The organism is Companilactobacillus nantensis DSM 16982, assembly GCF_001435815.1.
In the GTDB taxonomy this organism is placed as follows: domain Bacteria; phylum Bacillota; class Bacilli; order Lactobacillales; family Lactobacillaceae; genus Companilactobacillus; species Companilactobacillus nantensis.
Map to the genome: position 1 here is coordinate 40,631 of NZ_AZFV01000003.1, position 21,557 is coordinate 62,187.

The 21,557-nt window shown below is 36.9% G+C and carries 20 protein-coding genes; 14 read left to right on the forward strand and 6 right to left on the reverse strand.

Going from position 1 to position 21,557, the window contains the following annotated elements; translation table 11 throughout:
* Nucleotides 1-163 precede the first annotated feature (163 nt).
* Entirely contained in the window at nt 164-1,891 is a 1,728-nt protein-coding gene (locus FD31_RS01905) for an MFS transporter (RefSeq protein ID WP_057891081.1), read from the reverse strand.
* A gap of 104 nt (nt 1,892-1,995) precedes the next feature.
* Here FD31_RS01905 and FD31_RS01910 point away from each other — a divergent pair, with 104 nt between their 5' ends.
* A complete protein-coding gene (locus FD31_RS01910; protein ID WP_057891082.1) occupies nt 1,996-2,562 on the forward strand; it encodes a TetR/AcrR family transcriptional regulator in 567 nt (188 codons plus the stop codon).
* A 718-nt stretch (nt 2,563-3,280) separates the two neighbouring features.
* Here the strand turns inward: FD31_RS01910 and FD31_RS01915 are convergent.
* The 5 genes from FD31_RS01915 to def form a co-directional block, all read right to left on the reverse strand.
* Nucleotides 3,281-3,784, reverse strand: coding sequence for an isochorismatase family protein (locus FD31_RS01915; RefSeq protein WP_057891083.1), 504 nt, complete (start codon nt 3,782-3,784; stop codon nt 3,281-3,283).
* A gap of 27 nt (nt 3,785-3,811) precedes the next feature.
* Nucleotides 3,812-4,765: a diacylglycerol/lipid kinase family protein gene (locus FD31_RS01920; RefSeq protein WP_057891084.1), complete on the reverse strand. Its 954-nt coding sequence runs from the start codon at nt 4,763-4,765 to the stop codon at nt 3,812-3,814.
* 44 nt (nt 4,766-4,809) lie between these two features.
* Nucleotides 4,810-6,504, reverse strand: a complete 1,695-nt coding sequence (gene rnjA / locus FD31_RS01925; RefSeq protein WP_057891085.1) for a ribonuclease J1 — start codon at nt 6,502-6,504, stop codon at nt 4,810-4,812.
* Between the two features lie 3 nt (nt 6,505-6,507).
* Nucleotides 6,508-6,720 (reverse strand): DNA-directed RNA polymerase subunit epsilon, encoded by a 213-nt coding sequence (locus FD31_RS01930; protein ID WP_057891086.1) that lies wholly within the window; start codon nt 6,718-6,720, stop codon nt 6,508-6,510.
* A 474-nt stretch (nt 6,721-7,194) separates the two neighbouring features.
* A complete protein-coding gene (gene def / locus FD31_RS01935; protein WP_057891087.1) occupies nt 7,195-7,755 on the reverse strand; it encodes a peptide deformylase in 561 nt (186 codons plus the stop codon).
* A gap of 430 nt (nt 7,756-8,185) precedes the next feature.
* On the opposite strand from def, the gene FD31_RS01940 reads away from it, so the two are divergent.
* From FD31_RS01940 to FD31_RS02000, 13 genes are all read left to right on the forward strand, one after another.
* A complete protein-coding gene (locus tag FD31_RS01940; protein WP_057891088.1) occupies nt 8,186-9,184 on the forward strand; it encodes a D-2-hydroxyacid dehydrogenase in 999 nt (332 codons plus the stop codon).
* Nucleotides 9,185-9,335: 151 nt separating this feature from the next.
* Nucleotides 9,336-10,439 (forward strand): thiamine pyrophosphate-dependent dehydrogenase E1 component subunit alpha, encoded by a 1,104-nt coding sequence (locus FD31_RS01945; protein ID WP_057891160.1) that lies wholly within the window; start codon nt 9,336-9,338, stop codon nt 10,437-10,439.
* Between the two features lie 2 nt (nt 10,440-10,441).
* The gene (locus FD31_RS01950) at nt 10,442-11,419 is read left to right on the forward strand and encodes an alpha-ketoacid dehydrogenase subunit beta (RefSeq protein WP_057891089.1); all 978 of its coding nucleotides are present in this window, start codon (nt 10,442-10,444) and stop codon (nt 11,417-11,419) included.
* A gap of 24 nt (nt 11,420-11,443) precedes the next feature.
* A complete protein-coding gene (locus tag FD31_RS01955; RefSeq protein ID WP_057891090.1) occupies nt 11,444-12,736 on the forward strand; it encodes a 2-oxo acid dehydrogenase subunit E2 in 1,293 nt (430 codons plus the stop codon).
* Between the two features lie 6 nt (nt 12,737-12,742).
* Nucleotides 12,743-14,170, forward strand: coding sequence for a dihydrolipoyl dehydrogenase (gene lpdA / locus FD31_RS01960; protein ID WP_057891091.1), 1,428 nt, complete (start codon nt 12,743-12,745; stop codon nt 14,168-14,170).
* A gap of 135 nt (nt 14,171-14,305) precedes the next feature.
* A complete protein-coding gene (locus FD31_RS01965; RefSeq protein WP_057891092.1) occupies nt 14,306-14,596 on the forward strand; it encodes a UPF0223 family protein in 291 nt (96 codons plus the stop codon).
* Nucleotides 14,583-15,362, forward strand: coding sequence for an inositol monophosphatase family protein (locus FD31_RS01970; protein ID WP_057891093.1), 780 nt, complete (start codon nt 14,583-14,585; stop codon nt 15,360-15,362). Before FD31_RS01965 ends, FD31_RS01970 begins: the two co-directional genes overlap by 14 nt.
* 74 nt (nt 15,363-15,436) lie before the next feature.
* The gene (gene typA, locus FD31_RS01975) at nt 15,437-17,278 is read left to right on the forward strand and encodes a translational GTPase TypA (protein WP_057891094.1); all 1,842 of its coding nucleotides are present in this window, start codon (nt 15,437-15,439) and stop codon (nt 17,276-17,278) included.
* Nucleotides 17,279-17,772: 494 nt separating this feature from the next.
* Nucleotides 17,773-18,951 carry an FtsW/RodA/SpoVE family cell cycle protein gene (locus tag FD31_RS01980; RefSeq protein WP_057891095.1) on the forward strand — a complete coding sequence of 393 codons (1,179 nt, stop codon included), beginning with the start codon at nt 17,773-17,775 and terminating at the stop codon, nt 18,949-18,951.
* Between the two features lie 4 nt (nt 18,952-18,955).
* Nucleotides 18,956-19,219 (forward strand): DUF2129 domain-containing protein, encoded by a 264-nt coding sequence (locus tag FD31_RS01985; RefSeq protein WP_083483562.1) that lies wholly within the window; start codon nt 18,956-18,958, stop codon nt 19,217-19,219.
* A complete protein-coding gene (gene rsmD, locus FD31_RS01990; protein WP_057891096.1) occupies nt 19,219-19,770 on the forward strand; it encodes a 16S rRNA (guanine(966)-N(2))-methyltransferase RsmD in 552 nt (183 codons plus the stop codon). Before FD31_RS01985 ends, rsmD begins: the two co-directional genes overlap by 1 nt.
* Before the next feature lies 1 nt (nt 19,771).
* Nucleotides 19,772-20,263, forward strand: a complete 492-nt coding sequence (gene coaD / locus FD31_RS01995; RefSeq protein WP_057891097.1) for a pantetheine-phosphate adenylyltransferase — start codon at nt 19,772-19,774, stop codon at nt 20,261-20,263.
* Between the two features lie 6 nt (nt 20,264-20,269).
* Nucleotides 20,270-21,325 carry a SepM family pheromone-processing serine protease gene (locus FD31_RS02000; RefSeq protein WP_057891098.1) on the forward strand — a complete coding sequence of 352 codons (1,056 nt, stop codon included), beginning with the start codon at nt 20,270-20,272 and terminating at the stop codon, nt 21,323-21,325.
* Nucleotides 21,326-21,557: the final 232 nt, after the last annotated feature.

Sequence of the window (21,557 nt, forward strand, 5' to 3'; positions counted from 1 at the left end):
TGCTAGATACTATCACCGCGACTGCTTATTTGGGCTCTTCCTCAAGTTTGGTTACTTTTTCATGAGACAGCAAATAAGAATGAGTAAATTCCTGTAACATTGGGATTTATTCATTCTTATTTTTTTATGCTATTTATATTCTAATCAAACTTGAGAAAGAACCTTATTCATGCTTTCTTTTAAAGATGAATACAATAACAAAGCTGGCAAGTACTAAAGGATATTCAATTGCATATAAGTTAAGAAATGAATCTGTTAATTTATTGTGTAGGTGATTCTGTATATTTCTTGTCGCATGTCTAATTTCTCTATTAAGTGTATTTACTTTCTTATTAACAGTATTGGTAACAGCTTGATGAATCTTTGCGTCGGCTGCGGGTGGTAAACTCATACCAAGTGCCATTTGTTTTTGAGCAACAACTTTAGTATACGTTTCATTAATTAATTCATTTTTCTTAGAGTCATCGATTGTACTACTTTTAAACTTGCTAGAAGTATTTACATTATTATTACTGCTTGAAATTAATTTATCGTGTAATTTATTTTTTATTTTTGTTTTTGAACTACGATCTACATTAATATTGTTAACCTGTCCAACTGCATAATTATATGTTTCATACTTGGCATCGGTTATATTACCACTTAACATGGAAAGAAAGAGTGCCATACCAATGATAATACCGACGTTTCTCATAACATTTAAAACATTTTGACCAGCTGTTAATTCTGTACCTTGAAGCTCTGCGATACCAACTGTTAGAGCTGGACCACTAATGAATCCGATACCAAATCCAATGATAATATCGATTATGTACAATTGGTTCCAATTATTAGCTACATTTAAATTGCTCAACATATAAATACCCGTTCCTGAAGCTAAAATCCCTATTCCAACTAGAAGTCTATTAGAGATTTTTCCAATAAGCGCAATGGATAACGGATTAGAAATTAGCAGTGCAATAGACATTGGGGTTATGAGAAAAGCTGCTTTTAATTGTGAAACGTCTATTACTTTTGTTAAGTATGTTGGCAGAATACCTATGAAACTAGCTAAAGTAATGAATGCGACTAAGATACTAGTTATTGAGGCAACAAAATCACGATTTTTGAATAGATTCATTGGAATAATTGGCTCTTTTGTTCTTATTTCATATAGAATAAATAGTAAAAATAAAGTTATAGAACTAATACCGCAACCAAGTGTTCCAAAACTTGTCCAGCCCCAATCACGTCCGTTTACTAAAGCTGATGTCATTAATAAAAGTGTTCCAACAATTAGGGATGTACCAATAGTATCTAATTTAACATTCTTGGTTAGTTCATTTTTCATTGATAGAGTTGAAAAAGTGCTTATTAGTAAAATAATGACAATTGGTATATTAATGAGAAATACCCAGTGCCAGCCAAAGAATTGTGAGACAATACCACCAATAGCTGGCCCCATAGCTGAACCAAGTGCTTGTGTTACACCTAAAATGGCTACAACTTTTGAGCGTTCTTCTTTAGTGGCGATATTTAAAGAAATGAGCATAGCGGCAGGTAACATTGTTGCAGCACCAATACTTTGAATAGCTCGACCAATTAATAGAATAGTTAAATTACCTGAAGTTCCACTGACAATTGATCCTATTAGGAAAATCAAAAGTGCTACATTGAGTAATTTAACTCTGCCAAACATGTCACCTAAACGTCCTACTGGAATTAACAGTGAGGCAAATAGAATCGTGTAAATATTAATCGACCATGATAAGTTGTTTAAAGATACATTAAAAGCTGTCTGAATCTTGGGTAAAGTAATGTTCATAATACTAGTATCTAGAATCACTAAAAAACCAATAATGGACATTGTAATAATTATTGCGGTTTTCTTACCAGCACTAATATTTTTCATAGTTATCACTCCCGTTCTTTGTTTATTTCGAGAGTATTATTATTCAAATATTTATATAGAGCCATTAATAACCCTGTGATTTTAATAAAATAGAGGTGAGTGTAATGGATAGAGACACATCGGTAGAAAATGTAACGCGAATGCAGAAACAAACAAAATATTGGATAAAAGATTCATTAATAGAGCTTTTAAAAGATTATGATTTGGAAGAGATTACTGTTAAGCAAATTGTTGTAACAGCGAATATATCTCGTCCAACCTTTTATCGTTACTACGCAACCAAAGAAGAAGTTTTAGAAGAACTTATTAATGATATGATCCAGGGATATGCTGTAACCGCTATGGAAACAGTACCGACAACCTTTGATGAAGTGTTAAAGATCTTTTTAGACTATTTTCAGAAGAAACAAAGTATTATTAAGGTTTTAATCAGAGCGCACTTGACTGATTATTTTACTTCTGCTTTTACCAAAGGCTTTGTTGAAAGAATAGATGAATTTCCAGCATCATGGAGAAATTGGGAAACTAATTTACAAATTAGTTTAGGTGCTCAATTTGCTACGGGAGGTCTCATTAATGTCTTAGTAGGGTGGATTGCAACAGGCTGTGAAATAGATAGTGAAATAATAGTTCGAGATATTATGATGATTTTGCATGATTTGAACGAATAGATATAAGTACAGTTGTCCTTGTTAGTTGAACTTATATGGATATGATGATAATGGTAATATTAGCAGGATAAAAGGCTCGTATACTTACAAAAATAAATGTAGATATGCGGGCTTTTCATTTGTTCTTGATCGACTGTTGATTTCACGAGTAACCGAACTGAGAGCTAAAATTAATGGTGTAAGAGGGTCCCAAAATAAGGAGCAGATACTAAGCAACTATACCTACAAAAACTGTTCCTCTAACGACACCGATAACTCTTTTTGATTCAGTAATTTCAGGTTTCGTCCATTGATGAGAAGTTATTTGTCGTTTATAAACACTTTTAAATAGCCACCAAAGATAAGTATTAAAGATTGAATAGATAACTCCATAGATAAAATTGTTTAGATGGCTAAAAGGGTTAACAGCAATTAAGCGAGTCAGAATGGGCATGGAAAAAATGGGCAAATAGTCCCACTGATGGACAACGATTTTCAATTGAATATGGTAGGGCTATGTATCAGGCACAACTGTCTGAAACAAATAAAATGTTAAAAGAATTAAAATCCAAAGATTTAAATTAAATGGAAACTAAGAATGTGTTTAATTCGATTGAATAAAATTGCGCTTTTAATGAAAAGAGAATAAAGTTCTATAATCGTAAGATGAGGTGATAAATGATTACAGAAAAAAAGCAATCAACTTATGAATTTCAGTTAAGTTGATTGCTTTTTGTAATTAACAATTAATTGGACTTGTCGTAGTTACAAATTCAGTAAACCGATGTTTCCAAATTTGGGCATGGTGTTGTTTGATTTGTTGTGCAGTGAGTAAATTACTATCCATGGTAGTTATGCCATCGATTAACAGGTTAATTGTAAATCCTAGATGGTAGGCTACACGAATAGTGGTATCAACGCAAAACTCTACCTGAGCTCCACAAATCTCAATTGAGTCCAAATGATTCATTTTGAGAAATGATTCCAAACCGGTTTGGTAGAAAGAATCAGGCCGTGTTTTATTGTAAAACGTATCAGTGCCAAGTGCATGTAATCTATCAAATAACTGCCAGTTTTTGCTGGCAACTTCCATTTCTGGTTCAGTATGCTGGATAAAAATCACAGGCAGTTTAGCTTGATGATATTGATCAATTCGTTTATTGATTGTTGCAATAACGTGTTCTCTTTGATCGAGTTTAGAAAGTGCATTTTGCATGTCAATTACTATTAATGCTTTTGCCACAGAATCAATCCCTTCCTATTCATATTGTTAATCCTCATTAACTGGCAGCCAGAATAGGTGCTGGTTAACTTGAAAATGTAAATCAAAGTTATGTTTGTTCAATTCCTCGCCATCCATTTGACCAAATTGTTTGGGGGAACTCTGGAGAGTGAAGTCAGTTCGTTCGATATGCCAAACATTTTTATCTTGTAAATGTGAACCATCAGTTAATAGCTTGGTTAAAAGTTTAGCAAAAGTTAGACCAGTGATTTTTTTGACGACTACCAAATTCAAGTGGTGATTAAATGGATTAGCTGTTGGATCAATGGCAAAGCCACCACCAAAGTAGGGATGATTGGTTGCTACAACAATATAAGCTGAATCAAAATGTTTTTGTTGTGCTGCATAGTCAACGTCTAATTTGAAAGCTGGTTGCCGTGTAATGGCTTTTAACAAATTGGTTAAGTAAGAGAGTGTTCCTAGACGTAGCTTGTTGAGAAACTCCTTACGGGCAGAATGGTTAGTATAATAAACCGTGCTGGCATCGAATCCAATCCCGATGTTATTAATGAAGTAGTGTGAAAAATTAGGTCCAGTTGCTTGACCGATATCAATTGTTCGCGGTTTTTCCATAGAAAGAATCGCTTGTATCAAGCGGACTGGATCTTTAATTTTTAATTTTATACCTCGACTGAAGTCATTGCCAGAACCTCCTGGAATATAACCAAGCGGGGTATTAGGAAAGTTTGATTGTTTAACGCCATTGACACACTGGTTGAGTGTTCCATCACCACCGATAACGACAATTTTAACGTTAGATAATTGTTGATTAGCAAGTTCCTTAGCAATGCGGATGCCATCGCCATCGGACCTAGTAGTGTGAACTTCATAATTTAAATTTATTGAATCGAGAAAATTTGTCACCTTACGGCAGGCACTTTTAGCGTGACCATTGCCAGCATGGTAGTTGAGGATGATTTCTATTTTATTTGTTTTACTCATGTGTTGAATCCTTTAAATAAAAAAAGAAGATCAAATGATCTTCTTTAGATTGAAGTTCCTATTAACATTGGCAAGATGACAGGGTTTCTAGCTGTACGTTTGTACAAGAATTCTTGTAATCCTTCAATGATGATACGTTTCAATGTTGCTTCAGTAACTTTTTCATTTTCGTCATTGTCAAAAGCATTCTTGATCAAGTGGAAGACACGTTTTTGTGCTTGGTTGATCAATTCGCCAGATTCACGCATGTATACGAAACCACGTGAAAGAATATCTGGTCCAGCTAAGACGATATGTTTTTGATAATCGATTGTTGCAACAACGACAACCATTCCTTCTTCAGAAAGAACTTGACGGTCGTGGATAACAACATTGCCGATATCACCAACACCCTTACCATCGACGTAAACATCGCCAGCAGGGAAGTGACCAGCTACATGAGCTGTATCTTTAGTTAGTGCTAGAACATCACCATTTTCCAAAAGGAAGGAGTGATCTTGTGGCACGTCACACAATTCAGCTAATTCCGTGTGAATCTTCAACATTCTGTATTCACCGTGAATTGGCATAAAGAACTTAGGCTTCATCAAGCGAAGCATCAATTCTTGTTCTTCTTGACCACCGTGACCAGAAGCATGGATGTTGTTAACTTTACCATGAATGACTTCGGCACCAGCTTCAGAAAGTTGGTTGATCAAGTGATTAACACTAATTGTGTTACCAGGAATAGGGTTACTTGAGAAAATAACTGTGTCGCCTGGTTGGATAGTGATTTGTCTGTGAGTACCATTAGCGATACGACTCAAAGCAGCCAAAGGTTCACCTTGTGATCCAGTACATAAAATCAAAGTTTCACTAGCAGGTGTTTTGTTCAAAGCATGTGGGTCAATCAACATGTCGTCAGGGATATTCAAGTATCCTAATTCACGACCATTTTCGATTGCACCTTCCATACTTCGTCCAAAGACCGCAATTTTACGACCTTGTTGAATCGCAGCATCGACCGCTTGAGAAATACGATAGATATTTGAAGCAAAGGTAGCAAAGATGATACGACCTTGAATTGTTTCAAAAATTTGGTGAATCGTTAAACCAACAGAACGTTCTGACTTAGAGAAGGTAGGAATTTCAGCATTTGTACTATCAGATAGTAAACATAAAACACCTTTAGCACCAAGTGCAGCCATCTTTTGTAAGTTAGGGGAAGGCAATCCCGCAACAGGTGTTAAGTCGAACTTAAAGTCACCAGTTTCAACGATAATTCCTTGAGGTGTATGAACGGCAATACCTAAGGTATCAGGGATTGAGTGAGTTGTTCTAAAGAATGAAACACTTGTCTTAGGGAATTTGATAACATCATCTTCGTGTAAGACATGCATTTCAGTTGTTCTTAGTAAACCATGTTCTTCCAATTTACCTTTAATTAATGCACATGCAAGTGGACCGGCATAAACAGGAATATTAGGAAGTTCTTGGAGAAGATAAGGGATACCACCAATGTGATCTTCGTGACCGTGGGTGATGAAAAGTCCCTTGATCTTATCTTTGTTTTCTACTAAGTAACTGTAGTCAGAAATGACGTAGTCAATTCCGAGAAGTTCGTCTTCTGGAAACTTAATTCCGGCATCAATCACGATCAATTCGTCTTGATATTGAACTCCGTACATATTTTTACCGATTTCGCCAAGGCCCCCGATGGCAAAAACGGCAACTTCATTATTTTTAACTTTAAACGACATTAATTAAAACTCCGTCAATTTAAAATCAGGGCTCTTCTTTTCGTACTCTAGATGTTGTTCATCGAGTTCCTGAATAAATTCAATTTCGTAGTTAGTGTTGTTTTCAACTGCTTGACGTACCTCGATACTTGAGGCACCGTCCACATAAAGTGAATGTGTAAATTCACGACGGGGGTTATCTAGTTCACTTGTTTGATATAAAACTTTATAAATCAATATTAAATTTCTCCTTTAATCGAATTAAATGAAACAAGTCAGTTTCATTTGGCTTTTTTTCCAGTCCATTTGTGCAGTAATCAATAGATAGCACAATTCTACCATATCTAATAAAGTAAGTATACTTACTGTGTCTGCTGGTTTATTATGCCGCCTGCAGGAGCAATAAATTTAGGCTGCTGTGGGGACCGGTTCGAGCCAAGGTCTCGAACCTCGATTTTGAACTTCGCAAAGTACACGAATTTCAAAACTCGTCCCGTGGTGTAAGGGCTAAAGCCCTAACGCCACTTGCACGGCTGCCTAAATTATTGCTCCCTCCGGCTAGTTTATTGATGATTTGAATGGATATTAATACGTTTTTAATACTATTTATTATGTATTAAGAAGACATGGATCCTGTATTTAACTGACTAAATAAAAATACAAGACTAAGAATGTTAATTATCAATTAATATGTACTACTTAATAGAAGTATTAAGAAATAACAACAGTACTTGGGTCAAGGTCGAATGGAGCTGTTTTGCTGATCTTGTCGTAGTATAGGTGACCGTTTAAGTGATCGATTTCGTGTTGGCAAACGATAGCTGGGTAATCTCTAACACGTAATGTTTGTGAGTTACCTTCGAAGTCATCATAAGTAATAGTAATACGGTCGGCACGTGGTACGAATCCTGGAACATCTTTATCAACTGAAAGACAACCTTCACCTTCAGAAAGAGCAGCTCTTTGAACTGAGTTTCTGATAATAACTGGGTTGATCAAAGTGATTTTAAGTAAAGGCTTATCAGGGTCGTCTTCATTAGGAACTAAGACTGAGGCCATCATTTCTGAAACGCCTACTTGAGGAGCAGCCAAACCAACGCCGGCTCTTAATTGATGTTTTTCAGCATAGTCTTCATCTTGACTCTTAACTAAATATTCCATCATATTAGCGGCTAATGCTTTGTCCTCTTCACTTAGTGGAAATTGGACCTTTTTAGCAACTTTTCTTAAAACGGGATCGCCATCACGGACGATATCTTTCATAAAATACATAGTTTCCTCCAAATGTTTAATTGTACAAAATACCTTAGTATATCTATTATAGATTATTTTTCTTAGAAAATAGAAATAATTGGAAAAATTTTTAGTGTTTTAGACAAAGAAAACGTTGCCAATGAACATATCTGGGTATTTAGTTTTCAACAGCGTAAGATTTAATTGGATTTAGGTAAGTGTAATCCATGTGTTATTTACCTTGGAGTAAGATTCAAAATTATTAGAAACTAAGTTATCTTCCTACTATATTATTGTTGACAGAAAAATTATTGATTTGATTTTGAAGTAATTCTATTAATTGTTCCACAGACAGCAAACTTATAGGTTATATCTTTGTGATAATTTTACCTAAAATGATAAAATGTTGGGTGTACATGTTACCGATTTCAGTGGTTACATAGAATGCTTATCATTGGAGGTTAATTAAATGAAATTAATTGATTATGGTGTCAGAGAAGATGAGAAGAAATACATTCAGGAATGGTCAAAAGACAATGACGTTGAAGTAAAAATTGTCACTGATCTCTTGACCCCTGAAACTGTCAAAATGGCGCAAGGTTATGATGGAATTATTGCATATCAGCAATTGCCATATGATGAAAAAATTTTTGACACGATGAATGAATATGGAATTCATGTGATTTCGTTAAGAAATGTCGGCGTCGATAATGTTCCGTTTGAAGCTTTAAAGCGGAATGAGATTCGGTTGACTAATGTTCCTAGTTACTCACCAGAAGCTATTGCTGAATACTCTGTTACTGGTTTAATGATGCTTTTGCGTAATATGAAAAATATGGTTCGCAAAGTGGATCAACATGATTTTCGTTGGGTACCTGATATCGGCCACGAGTTAAATCAATTAACAGTTGGGGTAGCTGGTACAGGTCGAATCGGTCGTGCGGCGATAAAAATTTATCAAGGATTTGGTGCAAAAGTTATTGCTTTCGACAAATTTCACAATCCTGAAATTGAAAAAGAAGGACTTTATGTTGACAGTCTCGATACCTTACTTAAGGAATCAGATGTCGTAACTTTACATATTCCAAGTCTTGGTAAAGGTCATACAGTTATTAATAAGGATTCTATTTCAGAAATGAAAGACAACGCTATCGTCGTAAATACTGCCCGTGGGGACTTGATCAATACCAAGGATCTCTATGACGCTGTAGTAACTGGTAAGTTGTATGGTGCTGTTATGGATGTTTATGAAAACGAAGTTGGAATCTTTAACACAGACTTAACAGATACCGAATTTTCGGACGAATTATTGGAAAAAGTAATTCAAAGTCCAAGATTCATTCTAACGCCACATATCGCCTTTTATACGACTAAGGCAGTTAAGAATATGGCAACAATTTCATTGAATTCCATGGTGGCTGAATTAAAAAATGGAACTTCTGAAAATGAAATTAATTTAGACAAATAGTTACTTTTTTCACAAATACTTAGGAAATTTTTTTTGATTGATGAATGCCTAAATCACTTGTTTTTTGGGAGATCAATGTTAGACTAAAATTATATGAAAACCCTTACAATATTCACAAGGGATGAGTTTTTTTATGAAAGGACTGTGGAGAATGGCAAATAAACCAATTGTTGATTTTGAAGCAATTAAAAATGACTTATCAAATGTTTCAAAACCCATTCAAGTTTTGAATGAAAATGCTGAAATAACAGATCAAGAGGTCTTCGATACTTTTTCTGATGATGACTTAGTTGAATTCATGAAGAAGATGGTGTGGGAGCGTGCATTGCATGATCAAACAATGAACTTTTCACGTCAAGGACGTATGGGATTCTATGCACCTACTGCAGGTGAGGAAGCCTCCGAGATGGGAACTGTCTTAGCAATGAAGAAGCAGGATTACTTACTACCTGCTTATCGTGATGTTCCACAATTGATCCAACACGGTGCAACTGTAACTGAAGCATATCTTTGGTCAAGAGGCCACGTTGTTGGTAATAAATTTAAAGCTCGCTCAATGATGCCACAAATTATCATCGGTGCTGCTTATGTTGAAGCTGCCGGTGTTGGTCTTGGTATTAAGAAGAACAAAGAAGAGGATACAATTGCCTTCACATATACTGGTGATGGTGGTACTTCTCAAGGTGATAGTTACGAAGGAATGAACTTTGCCGGAGCTTATCAAGCACCTGTTCTCTTTATCGTTCAAAATAACGGTTTTGCGATTTCAACACCTCGTGTTAAGCAAACTGCTGCCCCAACATTAGCTCAAAAAGCTGTTGCTGCAGGTATTCCAAGTGTTCAAGTTGATGGTATGGATATCTTGGCTTGCTACGCTGTTGCTAAAGCTGCTCGTGATTACATGGTAGCTGGCAATGGCCCAGTCATGATTGAAACTTTGACATATCGTTTCGGTGCTCACTCAAGTGCTGGTGATGATCCTAAACGTTACAGAACAAAGGACCAAGAACAACCTTGGTTCGAAAAAGACCCATTGATTCGTTTGAGAAAAGTTCTTGAAGACAAGGGACTTTGGTCAGAAGAACAAGAAGATAAATTAATTGATGAATACAAAGCTTCATTTAAGGAAGCTATCAAGGAAGCTGATAGTGTAGCTCCTGATAAAGTTTCCGATATGTTGAAACGTACTTTCGAAATTCCAACTCCAGAAATGAAACAGGAAATTGATAAATTTGAAGCAAAGGAGTCGAAGTAAAAATGGCTAAGAAAACTTACATTCAAGCAATTACAGATGCCTTAGACATTGTTCTTGAAGACGATCCAAAAACATTGATTTTCGGAGAAGATGTTGGTAAAAACGGTGGTGTTTTCAGAACTACTCAAGGACTTCAAGAAAAATATGGCGAGGATCGTGTCTTCGATACACCTTTAGCTGAATCAGGTATTTTAGGATTAGCAACTGGTTTAGGTTTAACTGGTTGGCGTCCAATCCCTGAAATTCAATTTATGGGTTTCTCATTCGAGGCTGTTGATCAAATTGCTGGTCAATTAGCAAGAATGCGTTTCAGATTTGATGGATTGAAGAATGCCCCTGTAACAATTAGAACACCTTATGGTGGGGGTACTCACACGGCTGAAATGCATGCTGATAACTTGGAAAACTTCTTTACTGGAATTCCTGGTCTACGTGTTGTCATGCCAAGTAATCCATATGATGCTAAAGGTTTGTTGATTTCATCTGTTGAAAACAACGATCCCGTGCTATTTATGGAAAACTTGAAGTTATATCGTTCAATGAAAGACGATATTCCTGATGGCAAATATAGCGTACCTTTGGACAAAGCTAATGTTGTTCGTGAAGGTAACGATATTACAATCGTCGCTTATGGTGCTGAAGTAAATGAAGCACTTAAAGTTGCCGATACTTTAGCTGAAAAGAATATTTCTGTTGAAGTAATCGATTTAAGAACTGTTTCACCAATTGATACGGAAACAATTTTCAAATCAATTCAAAAGACTCACAAAGTTGTAATCGTCCAAGAAGCACAAAAGATGGCGGGTGTTGGTGCCCAAGTTGCTTCAGCTATTGCTGAAGGTGCCATTCTTTCTCTCGATGCACCAGTTGGTAGAGTTGCTGCTCCAAACAGTGTTTATCCATTTGCTCTTGGTGAAGACATCTGGATTCCACGCGCTAAAGAAATTGAAGAAAAAGTAAATGAAATTCTCAACTACTAATTAATCGAAGGAAGGGAAAAAACTATGGCATACAAATTTAAATTACCAGAGCTTGGCGAAGGTATGGCCGAAGGTGAAATTGCCAGCTGGCTTGTAAAAGAAGGAGACACTGTCAAAGAAGATGACTCTTTGGTGGAAATTCAAAATGATAAATCTGTTGAAGAATTACCATCTCCTGTTGCCGGTACTGTTAAACAAATTGTAGCTAAAGAAGGGGATACAGTCGAAATTGGCGATACTTTAATCGTGATTGATGATGGCTCTCCTGACACTGGCGATGATGATACACCTGCTCCAAAGGCAGAAGAAAAGGCAGCTCCAGCACCTACTTCAAACGCTGCAACACCTGCACCTGCCGCTAGTCCTGCTACTGGTTCCGCAAATACAAACTATTTAGCAATGCCATCAGTTCGTCAATATGCTCGTGACCAAGGTGTTGATCTTGCTGCTGTTACACCAAGTGGTAAGCATGGCCAAATCACGAAGACAGATGTTGACTCCTATAAGAGTGGTAATCCAGCTAGTGCTGCTCCAGCTGCTGCCACAGCCGTACCGGTTGTTAATGCCAGTGCACCAGCACAACCAATTACGCCATACAAGTCAGCTACACCAGAGCTTGAAACACGTGAAAAGATGTCACTTACAAGAAAAGCTATTGCTAAGGCAATGTTGACAAGTAAGCACACAGCTCCACACGTAACAAGTTTCGATGACGTTGAAGTTTCAGCATTAATGGCTAATAGAAAGAAATACAAAGCACTTGCTGCTGAAAAAGATATTCATTTGACATTCTTGCCATATATCGTTAAAGCCCTAGTTGCTGTAATGAAGGCATATCCTGAATTGAATGCATCAATTGATGATTCAACTGATGAGATTGTTTACAAGCATTACTACAACGTTGGTATTGCAACAAATACTGAACATGGACTTTATGTACCTAATGTAAAGAACGTCGATTCTAAAGGTATGTTTGAAATTGCTAAAGAAATCACTGAAAACAGTCAAGCTGCTTATGACAACAAGTTAAGCATGGATAAGATGAGCGGTGGTTCCATTACAATTAGTAACGTTGGTTCAATCGGTGGTGGCTGGTTCACTCCAGTTATCAATTACCCAGAAGTTGCAATTCTTGGTGTTGGTAAAATTGCTAAAGAACCATATGTTGATGAGGATGGCAATATTCAAGTAGGTAATATGTTGAAGTTATCATTGAGTTACGATCACAGATTGATCGATGGTGCTTTAGCACAAAATGCTTTGAACCTCTTGAAGAAGTTGTTGCACGATCCAGATATGTTATTAATGGAGGGCTAATTAAAAATGGCAGAAAACGTAATAGAAAAAGATACCGTTATTATTGGTTCAGGCCCTGGTGGTTACGTTGCCGCAATCAGAGCTTCAGAACTTGGACAAGATGTTACTGTAATTGAAAAATCTGATACCGTTGGTGGTGTCTGTCTAAACGTTGGTTGTGTTCCATCAAAAGCTTTAATTACAGCTGGACACAGACTTCAACAAGCTAAGGATTCTTCAACTTACGGAATTACAACAAGCGATGCCACAATTGACTTTACCAAGACACAAGCTTGGAAAGATGAGAAAGTTGTTGCCAGAATGACTGGCGGTGTTCAAATGCTTTTGAAGAAGCATCATGTTGAATTGATCAATGGTGAAGCATATTTGGACAGTGATACGCAATTACGTGTTATGCCAAGTGGTCCTAGACAATTTATGGATAATGGCGGTGGTCAAACAATCAAGTTCAAGAATTTGATTTTGGCAACTGGTAGTCGTCCAATTGAAATTAGAGGCTTCAAGTTTGACGATCGTGTCATTGATTCAACAGGTGGTTTGAACTTGAAACAAGTTCCTAAGGAATTCATCATCATCGGTGGTGGTTACGTCGGAACTGAATTAGCCGGTGCTTATGCTGATTTAGGCGCTCACGTTACAATCCTTGAAGGTTCACCAAGCATTATTCCTAACTTTGAAAAAGATATGGTTTCAATTGTTAAGAAGAACCTTGAAAAGAAGGGCGTTACAATTATTACTAACGCTATGGCTAAGAAGAGTGAAAACAAAGGTGACAGCGTTGATGTTACTTATGAAGTTGATGGTCAACCAACGACTCTTAACGCTGATTACTGTATGGTAACTGTTGGTCGTCGTCCAAATACTGATAACTTTGGTTTGGAAATGACTAACGTAAAGACAACTGACCGTGGTTTAGTTGAAGTTGATGCTCAAGGCAAGACTTCAGTTGATCATATTTATGCTATCGGTGATATTACACCGGGACCAGCTTTGGCTCACAAGGCTTTCTTTGAGGCTAAGACGGTTGCTGGAGCAATTTCTGGTAAGAATACAGCTAATGATTACATTAGCGTTCCTGCCGTTTGTTTCACCGATCCTGAGCTAGCTACTGTTGGTTTGACAGAAAAAGAAGCTAAGGACAAGAGTATTGATGTTAAAGTGGCTAAATTCCCATTCGCTGGAAATGCTCGTGCTGTTTCATTAGATGCTGCTGAAGGATTTGTTAAATTAGTAGCCGATAAAGAAACTGGAACACTTCTTGGTGGTCAAATTGTTGGACCTGGTGCCAGTGACTTGATTTCTGAATTGAGTGTAGCTATCAACTGTCAATTGAATGCAGAAGATATTGCTTTGACAATTCACCCACATCCAACTCTAGGTGAACCAATTCAAGAAGCTGCCGATATTTTGATTGGTTATCCAACACATATTTAGCGGTAACTTGTTTAGAAACCGAAATAGTTTCGTTTCGTATACTAAATGAATGATTTAATCAAAAAAGCGATGCAATTACATCGCTTTTTTTGTATAGTAGACTAAAGGTTGAATAAAAATGAAGGGAGTTATTGTATGCAAGAAAATTATAGTTATCCACTCGATGAAGCCTGGACACAAGCAGATATCGTGACTGTGATTGCTTTATACAACGCGGTAGAAAAAGCTTATGAATCTGGTGTTCCACGGGATGAATTTTTGCAGAAGTATCGCTCATTTCAACAAGTGGTTCCGATGAAGATGGAACAAAAGCGTTTGGATAAAGAGTTTGAATTGGAATCTGGATATTCCATTTATCAAGTTTTCAAACAGTCTCAACAAGCTAAAAGCAATGAGAAAGTCAGGGTTCGAAATGCAAGTAGATAGTAAGGCAATTGATAAATTTTTAGTCGAATTACTCACTGAAGTGGGAACACGTTTGCGTGAAGATTCAATTAAAAAAATGTCAGTCGCAACTAAAAAAAATCGCAACGACTTAGTAACTAATTTCGATAAGAAAACTGAGCAGTTCATTAATGGTGAAATTAAACAGGCTTATCCAGACGCAACCATTGTCAGTGAAGAGGGTTATGGCGACTTAGTTAAAGATATGTCGGGGCTAGTTTTCTTTGTCGATCCGATTGATGGAACAATGAATTTTGTTAAGCGGGGCGATAATTTTGCTTCGATGATTGCCGCTTACATTGACGGTGAACCATTAAATGGTGCTATCATAGATGTTATGGATAATGAAATTTATCACGGTGGTAAAGAAATTGGTTTGTTTATCAATGATCGAAAAATTGATAATCCGAAGAATTTACCCTTGGTGGAAGGTTTAGTTGATGTATCTGCTCCCATGGCTTTGGCAAATAAGTTTGCCGTTCAAGATGTCATTAAAAAGAGCAGTGGCTTTCGAGTTTATGGTAGTGCCGGGATTATTTTTGGCCATCTATTAACTGGTAAAGAAGTCATGTATATGTCATACTTAGCTCCTTGGGATTTAGCCGCTGGACGCGTTATGTGTGAGGCAGCAGGGATGAGTGTCGTAAGTATTGACGATGCCCCAATAAATATGTTAGAATCACAAGTCGTAATAGTTGGTACTCAGAAAGTTGTTTCTGAAGCGCTAAAGACACTTAAAACGCGTTAGTGAACTGTGACAGTCATTCACAGTTTTTTTATTGCAAGTAATTTAAACACGTATTTACGGAAGGAAGAACTAACTTGACTAAGAGAAGAGAAGATATTAGAAACATTGCGATCATCGCTCACGTTGACCACGGTAAGACTACATTAGTTAACGAAATGTTAAAACAATCAGACACACTAGGACAACACTACGAAATTCAAGATCGTGCCCTTGATTCAAATGCTATTGAAAGAGAACGTGGTATCACAATCCTTTCTAAGAATACAGCTGTTGATTACCAAGGCAAGAAAATCAATATTTTGGATACACCAGGACACGCGGACTTCGGTGGTGAAGTTGAACGTATCATGAAGATGGTTGATGGTGTACTTCTAGTTGTTGATGCTTATGAAGGTACAATGCCTCAAACACGTTTTGTTTTGAAGAAAGCTTTGGAACAACACTTAACACCTATCGTTGTTATCAACAAGATTGATAGACCAGGTGCTCGTCCTGCTGAAGTAGTTGACGAAGTTCTTGAACTATTTATCGAATTAGGTGCTGATGATTCACAACTTGATTTCCCAGTTGTTTATGCTTCAGCTATTAACGGAACATCAAGTTACTCAGATGATCCTGCTGATCAAGAACACACAATGAACCCATTGTTTGACACAATTTTGAAGACAATTCCAGCACCAATTGACAACTCAGACGAACCTCTACAATTCCAAGTTGCCTTGCTAGATTACAACGATTACGTTGGTCGTATTGGTATCGGACGTGTCTTCCGTGGAAAGATCAAGGTTGGTGACAGTGTTACTGTTATGAAACTTGATGGCTCAACAAAGAATTTCCGTGTTACTAAGTTATTTGGTTTCATGGGCTTGAACCGTGTTGAAATCAATGAAGCTAAAGCCGGAGACTTAATTGCCGTTTCTGGTATGGAAGATATTTTCGTTGGTGAAACTGTTACACCAGTTGACCACCAAGAAGCACTTCCATTGCTACGTATCGATGAACCTACATTGAAGATGATGTTCCTACAAAACAACTCACCTTTCGCTGGTCGTGAAGGTACAGAAGTTACTGCTAGAAAGATCGAAGACCGTTTGAAGAAACAACTACATACTGATGTTTCATTGAAGGTTGAAGATACTGACCAAGCTGGTGCTTGGATGGTTTCAGGTCGTGGTGAACTTCACTTGTCAATCCTTGTTGAAGAAATGCGTCGTGAAGGTTTCGAATTACAACTATCACGTCCAGAAGTTATTTACAAGACAGTTGATAACCAAAAGTGCGAACCTTTTGAAGAGGTAACTATTGATACACCTGACGAATATGTTGGATCAGTTATTGATTCAATGTCACAAAGAAAAGGTGACATGGTTAACATGGAAAGTACAGGAAATGGTCAAACAAAACTTATTTTCTCTGCACCTTCTCGTGGTTTGATCGGTTACTCAACAGAATTCTTATCAATGACTGGTGGTTACGGTATTTTGAACCACACATTCTCAGAATACAAACCAGTTGTTAAGAACTGGAACCCAGGTAGAAGAACTGGTGCTTTGGTTTCAATTAACCAAGGTCCATCAACTACATATTCACTACAATCAGTTGAAGATCGTGGTACATTGTTCATCGGTGCCGGTGTTGATGTATACGAAGGTATGATTGTTGGTGAAAGTAGCCGTGATCAAGATATCGCTGTTACTGTTACAAAGGGTAAGAACCTTACAAATACTCGTGCTTCTGGTAAAGATCACGCTGCTGCTATCAAGACACCTAAGGATATGTCACTTGAACAATCAATCGAATTCCTAAACGAAGACGAACTTTGTGAAGTAACACCTGAAAGTGTTAGATTACGTAAGAAGATCTTGAACACAAACGAACGTAAGAAGTTTGACAAATCAAAGAAAAACACAAAATAATTAATTATTAAGAAGGGGTCGTGGACGAAAGTCCGGACCTCTTTTTTTGTGGTTAAAATGATAATTGAGTGTGCCGCCTCCAGGAACAAGAAATTTAGGTCGCTGTGGGGACCGAGTCGAGCCAAGGTCTCGCCTATCGATTTTGAACTTCGCAAAGTGCGCGAAGTTCAAAACTCGTCCCGTGGTGTAAGCTTAAAGTACTAACGCCACCTTCACAGCGACCTAAATTCTTGTTCCTTCCGGCTAGTTTATTGTTGCTTTTATCATTCCAAACTGTAAGAGCAACAAGTTTTATAAGCTATTTCACTAGTCCGTAAATGGTGTAATAAGAACAATGCATTCACTATAACAAGCTTATTTATTTTTAATAAATCTTAAAAATTGGTGAATCTTTTCTCAGCTCTGGAGACGGCATATTTATAAAAGAACCTCACTGTTTTTTTATCGTTTTGTTTGGTGGTATAATCTTATTATCAGATTTTAGGAGTTCAAATGTGAAAAAATTAAGGAAAATCGACTTATGGATAGTCATTCCATACATTTTGCTTTTGGGTATTGGAATTGTCATGGTTTACTCAGCCAGTTTCTACAATGCTTTAGTTGTTGGTGGTAAAACTAATCAATATTTAGTTAAACAAGCTCTCTATGCTGTCTTGGGACTCTTTCTGTGTTATATAACCTTTATGCTGAAAGAAAGGATACTCAAAAATCAGCGAATTTTAAGTTTTGTCATGATTGTCACTTTAGGGTCGCTATTTTACTTGTTGGGTCGAGCATATTTAGTTCCTAGTAGTCGTGTTAATGGTGCTTCAGCTTGGATCAATTTGGGCTTCTTTAACTTTCAACCGCTTGAATTGGCAAAATTGTTTTTGATAATGTTTTTAGCATTAGTGTTAACAAATAAACAAAATCGGTTACTCAAGAAACAAGGTTGGCGCGAAGTCTTTCGTGAAGTCTTTCAACCGTTAGTCATTGTTGGTTCCATTATTGTCATGGTTTTATTGCAACCAGATATTGGTGGTGCCTTGATTTTATCGTTAATTACGCTTGTTTTAATATCGTCATCAACGATTCCTGGTCGTTTGATTGCTGAACTGAGTGGTGCACTTTTAGTTGTCTTCACGGGTGTAATCGTTATGATTACTAAATTTCCACCATCTTTTGTGAAGCACAATTATGCCTATCAACGATTTTTAGCTATGCAGCATCCATTCCAATTGGAACAAAAGGCTGGGGCTCAGTTAGTTAATTCCTTCTATGCAATTAGTAATGGTGGTGTTTTTGGAGTTGGACTAGGTAATAGTATTCAAAAACGTGGTTATTTACCTGAACCTCATACTGATTTCATTATGTCAATTGTCAGTGAAGAGTTGGGATTTATCGGCGTTGCGTTCATTTTAGGATTATTGTTTATCATTATTATGAGAATGATTTCGTTAGGCTTTAGATCAAAAAAAACATATAATTCATTAGTTTATTACGGCGTAGCTACAATGATTTTGGCACAAATTATTTTAAATGTCGGGGGATTGCTAGGTTTGATTCCTCTGACTGGTGTTACATTGCCATTTATTAGTTATGGTGGTTCCAGTATGTTAGTGTTGTCTGTTGCTTTGGGAGTTGTCTTAAATTTGGAGACAACAGCTAAATTTGAAAAAATGAAAAAAGGGTGATCCTATGTATAAAAAAGTAGAGCGTCAGGCACTTTATGTCTGGGTCTACTCATTAAAGTGGAGAAAAAAATTGCAACGTTACGGTACAATTTATTACACTTCTCCCAAAATGAAATATGTGATGTTATACGTTAATTCCAGTAAGGTTCCAGAAATTAGAAAAGAATTGATTGCTAAAAATTATGTCAAACGAGTTGCTTTGGCTCATCGCAAGGAATTAGACGAACATTTTGTTTTAAAATCAAACAGTAGTGAAGAGGAAGATTAATGAAGGTTGTTTCAGGCAAGTTCCGTGGTTTAAATTTAAAGGCAGTACCAACTAACAATACTCGTCCCACATCGTCTAAGGTCAAGGAAGCAGTTTTCAGTATGATTTCACCATACATGGTTGATGGGGTCGCTTTGGATCTTTTTGCGGGTACTGGCAGTCTTGGAATTGAGGCTGTTTCCCGTGGCTATGAGAAGGCATATTTGGTAGACAAAGCTTATAAGGCTATTAACACGATTAAAGAGAATCTTGAAAAAACTCATGCTGAAGATAGTTTTGTTGTTATGAAAACAGCAGCTACGGAAGCTTTGCAGAAATTTGCAGCTGATGGTGTGAAATTTGACTTAGTTTTCCTAGATCCACCGTACCGAATGAAAATTACTGAACAAATTATTAAAGATATGGTTGAATTAGATTTATTGAATCCTGACGCCATTATCGTTGATGAAACTGATTATGATATTGATTTGAGTGATTTCGAACGGATTGAATTGCTCAAGGAAAAACGTTACAAAGATACAAAGGTTGCATTGTATCAATTTGGAGGATAACATGTCGCAAAAGATTGGACTATTTGTGGGAAGTTTTGACCCCGTTACTTATGGCCACTTGGATATTATTCATCGAGCTGCCAAATTGTTTGATAAATTATATGTGGCACCGATGACTAATACTTCCAAAAAGTATTTATTTACTTATGAAGAAAAAAAAGCTTTTATTGAGGCGGAAATAACTGATCTTGATAATGTTGAAGTTGTTGATGCCAAGGGACAGCTGACAGTTAAGTTGGCTCAGCAGTTGGATGTCAACTTTTTAGTACGTTCCATGCGGACTGCTGATGATTTTAAATATGAATCTGGTATATCAGCAATTAATCAAATTCTAGATAAAAAAATTGAAACAATATTTCTGCTAGCAAATAGCAAATATGCTACGATATCTTCATCGATGATGAAAGAAGTTGCAAGTTTTGGCGGAGATATTTCAGGGTACGTTCCTCCGGCAGTGGCTAAGGCATTGATAGAGAAGTATAGGAAGGACTAGCCTATTTTGAAATTTAATAAAACAAGAAACAAAGTTTTTGGTGCCATTTTTATATTTATTGTTGTAGTAGCATTTTTCGTCATGCCAACGGGTTATTATTTGGAAGTTCCGGGAACTGCTGAGGATACCTCGCAATTTGTTAAGGTTAATGGCAAACATGATAAGAAAAAGGGTAATTTACTCTTAACGACAGTTGGGATTGTTACTGGAACTCCATTTACTATGTTGAAATCATTAGGGAATAATTTTGAAACAGTTTATTCGCAAAAAGACTTAATGGGTGATGAAAATAGTCAACAATATTTCCAAGTTCAACAGTATTACATGAAGTCAGCTCAGAATAATGCCATTCAGGCTGCCTATTCAAGGGCTGATAAACCGTTTACTAAGAAATACCTAGGTGTTTATGTAATGGATATCATGGATAACTCTGATTTTAAGAATAAGTTGGAAATGGGCGACACAATTACATCTATTAATGGTTATCATTTTAAGAATGCCAATCAGTTTATTAGTTATGTTAAGAAACAAGATAAACATTCAACCGTGAAAATCAGCTTTTTACGTGATGGTAAGGAAAAGACAGCCTCTGGTAAGTTAGTTAAATTAGCTACCACTAAGCGTTTTGGTTTAGGTATTACCTTGACTGATAACACAGAAGCAGAGGGTAATCCACCAACGAAGATCAATGCCGGAAATATCGGTGGCCCTTCAGCTGGCTTGATGTTTACGCTCCAAGTCTACTCACAAGTTGCTAATAAGGACCTAAAGGCTGGTCGAACGATTGCTGGTACCGGAACAATCGATCCAGATGGAACAGTTGGTCCTATTGGGGGAATTGAGAAGAAAGTCTATGCTGCATCTGAAGAAGGAGCTACGGTTTTCTTTGCTCCAGATGACCCCGTTACTAAGGAAATTAAGAAGTATGAGCCAAACTACGTCAATAATTATCATTTAGCTTTACGTGCGGCTAAGAAGCTACACACAAAGATGAAGATTGTTCCTGTTAAGAATTTAAATGATGCGATTAATTATCTTGAGAAGACAAAACAGTCCAAATAAGGGCTGTTTTTTTGTTTTTGGGGGTCCGCCTCTGGGTGCAACAATCTTTGGTGCGCTGGACCGGTTGGAGCCAAGGTCTCCAACCTCGATTTTGAACCTCGCATGGACCGCGAGTTTCAAAACTCGTCCCGTGGTGTAGGCGCTAAAGCACCAACGCCACCTGCACTGCTGCCAAAGATTCTTGCACCCAGAGGCTAGTTTATTTGTTTTTTCTAATAATTTTTAATATTAA

Coding starts and splice junctions, on each gene's coding strand:
- FD31_RS01905 (WP_057891081.1), bottom strand. CDS start 1,891: ATGAAAAATATTAGTGCTGGTAAGAAAACCGCAATAATTATTACAATG.
- FD31_RS01910 (WP_057891082.1), top strand. CDS start 1,996: ATGGATAGAGACACATCGGTAGAAAATGTAACGCGAATGCAGAAACAA.
- FD31_RS01920 (WP_057891084.1), bottom strand. CDS start 4,765: ATGAGTAAAACAAATAAAATAGAAATCATCCTCAACTACCATGCTGGC.
- rnjA (WP_057891085.1), bottom strand. CDS start 6,504: ATGTCGTTTAAAGTTAAAAATAATGAAGTTGCCGTTTTTGCCATCGGG.
- def (WP_057891087.1), bottom strand. CDS start 7,755: ATGTATTTTATGAAAGATATCGTCCGTGATGGCGATCCCGTTTTAAGA.
- FD31_RS01940 (WP_057891088.1), top strand. CDS start 8,186: ATGAAATTAATTGATTATGGTGTCAGAGAAGATGAGAAGAAATACATT.
- FD31_RS01945 (WP_057891160.1), top strand. CDS start 9,336: ATGGCAAATAAACCAATTGTTGATTTTGAAGCAATTAAAAATGACTTA.
- FD31_RS01950 (WP_057891089.1), top strand. CDS start 10,442: ATGGCTAAGAAAACTTACATTCAAGCAATTACAGATGCCTTAGACATT.
- FD31_RS01955 (WP_057891090.1), top strand. CDS start 11,444: ATGGCATACAAATTTAAATTACCAGAGCTTGGCGAAGGTATGGCCGAA.
- lpdA (WP_057891091.1), top strand. CDS start 12,743: ATGGCAGAAAACGTAATAGAAAAAGATACCGTTATTATTGGTTCAGGC.
- FD31_RS01965 (WP_057891092.1), top strand. CDS start 14,306: ATGCAAGAAAATTATAGTTATCCACTCGATGAAGCCTGGACACAAGCA.
- FD31_RS01970 (WP_057891093.1), top strand. CDS start 14,583: ATGCAAGTAGATAGTAAGGCAATTGATAAATTTTTAGTCGAATTACTC.
- FD31_RS01985 (WP_083483562.1), top strand. CDS start 18,956: ATGTATAAAAAAGTAGAGCGTCAGGCACTTTATGTCTGGGTCTACTCA.
- rsmD (WP_057891096.1), top strand. CDS start 19,219: ATGAAGGTTGTTTCAGGCAAGTTCCGTGGTTTAAATTTAAAGGCAGTA.
- coaD (WP_057891097.1), top strand. CDS start 19,772: ATGTCGCAAAAGATTGGACTATTTGTGGGAAGTTTTGACCCCGTTACT.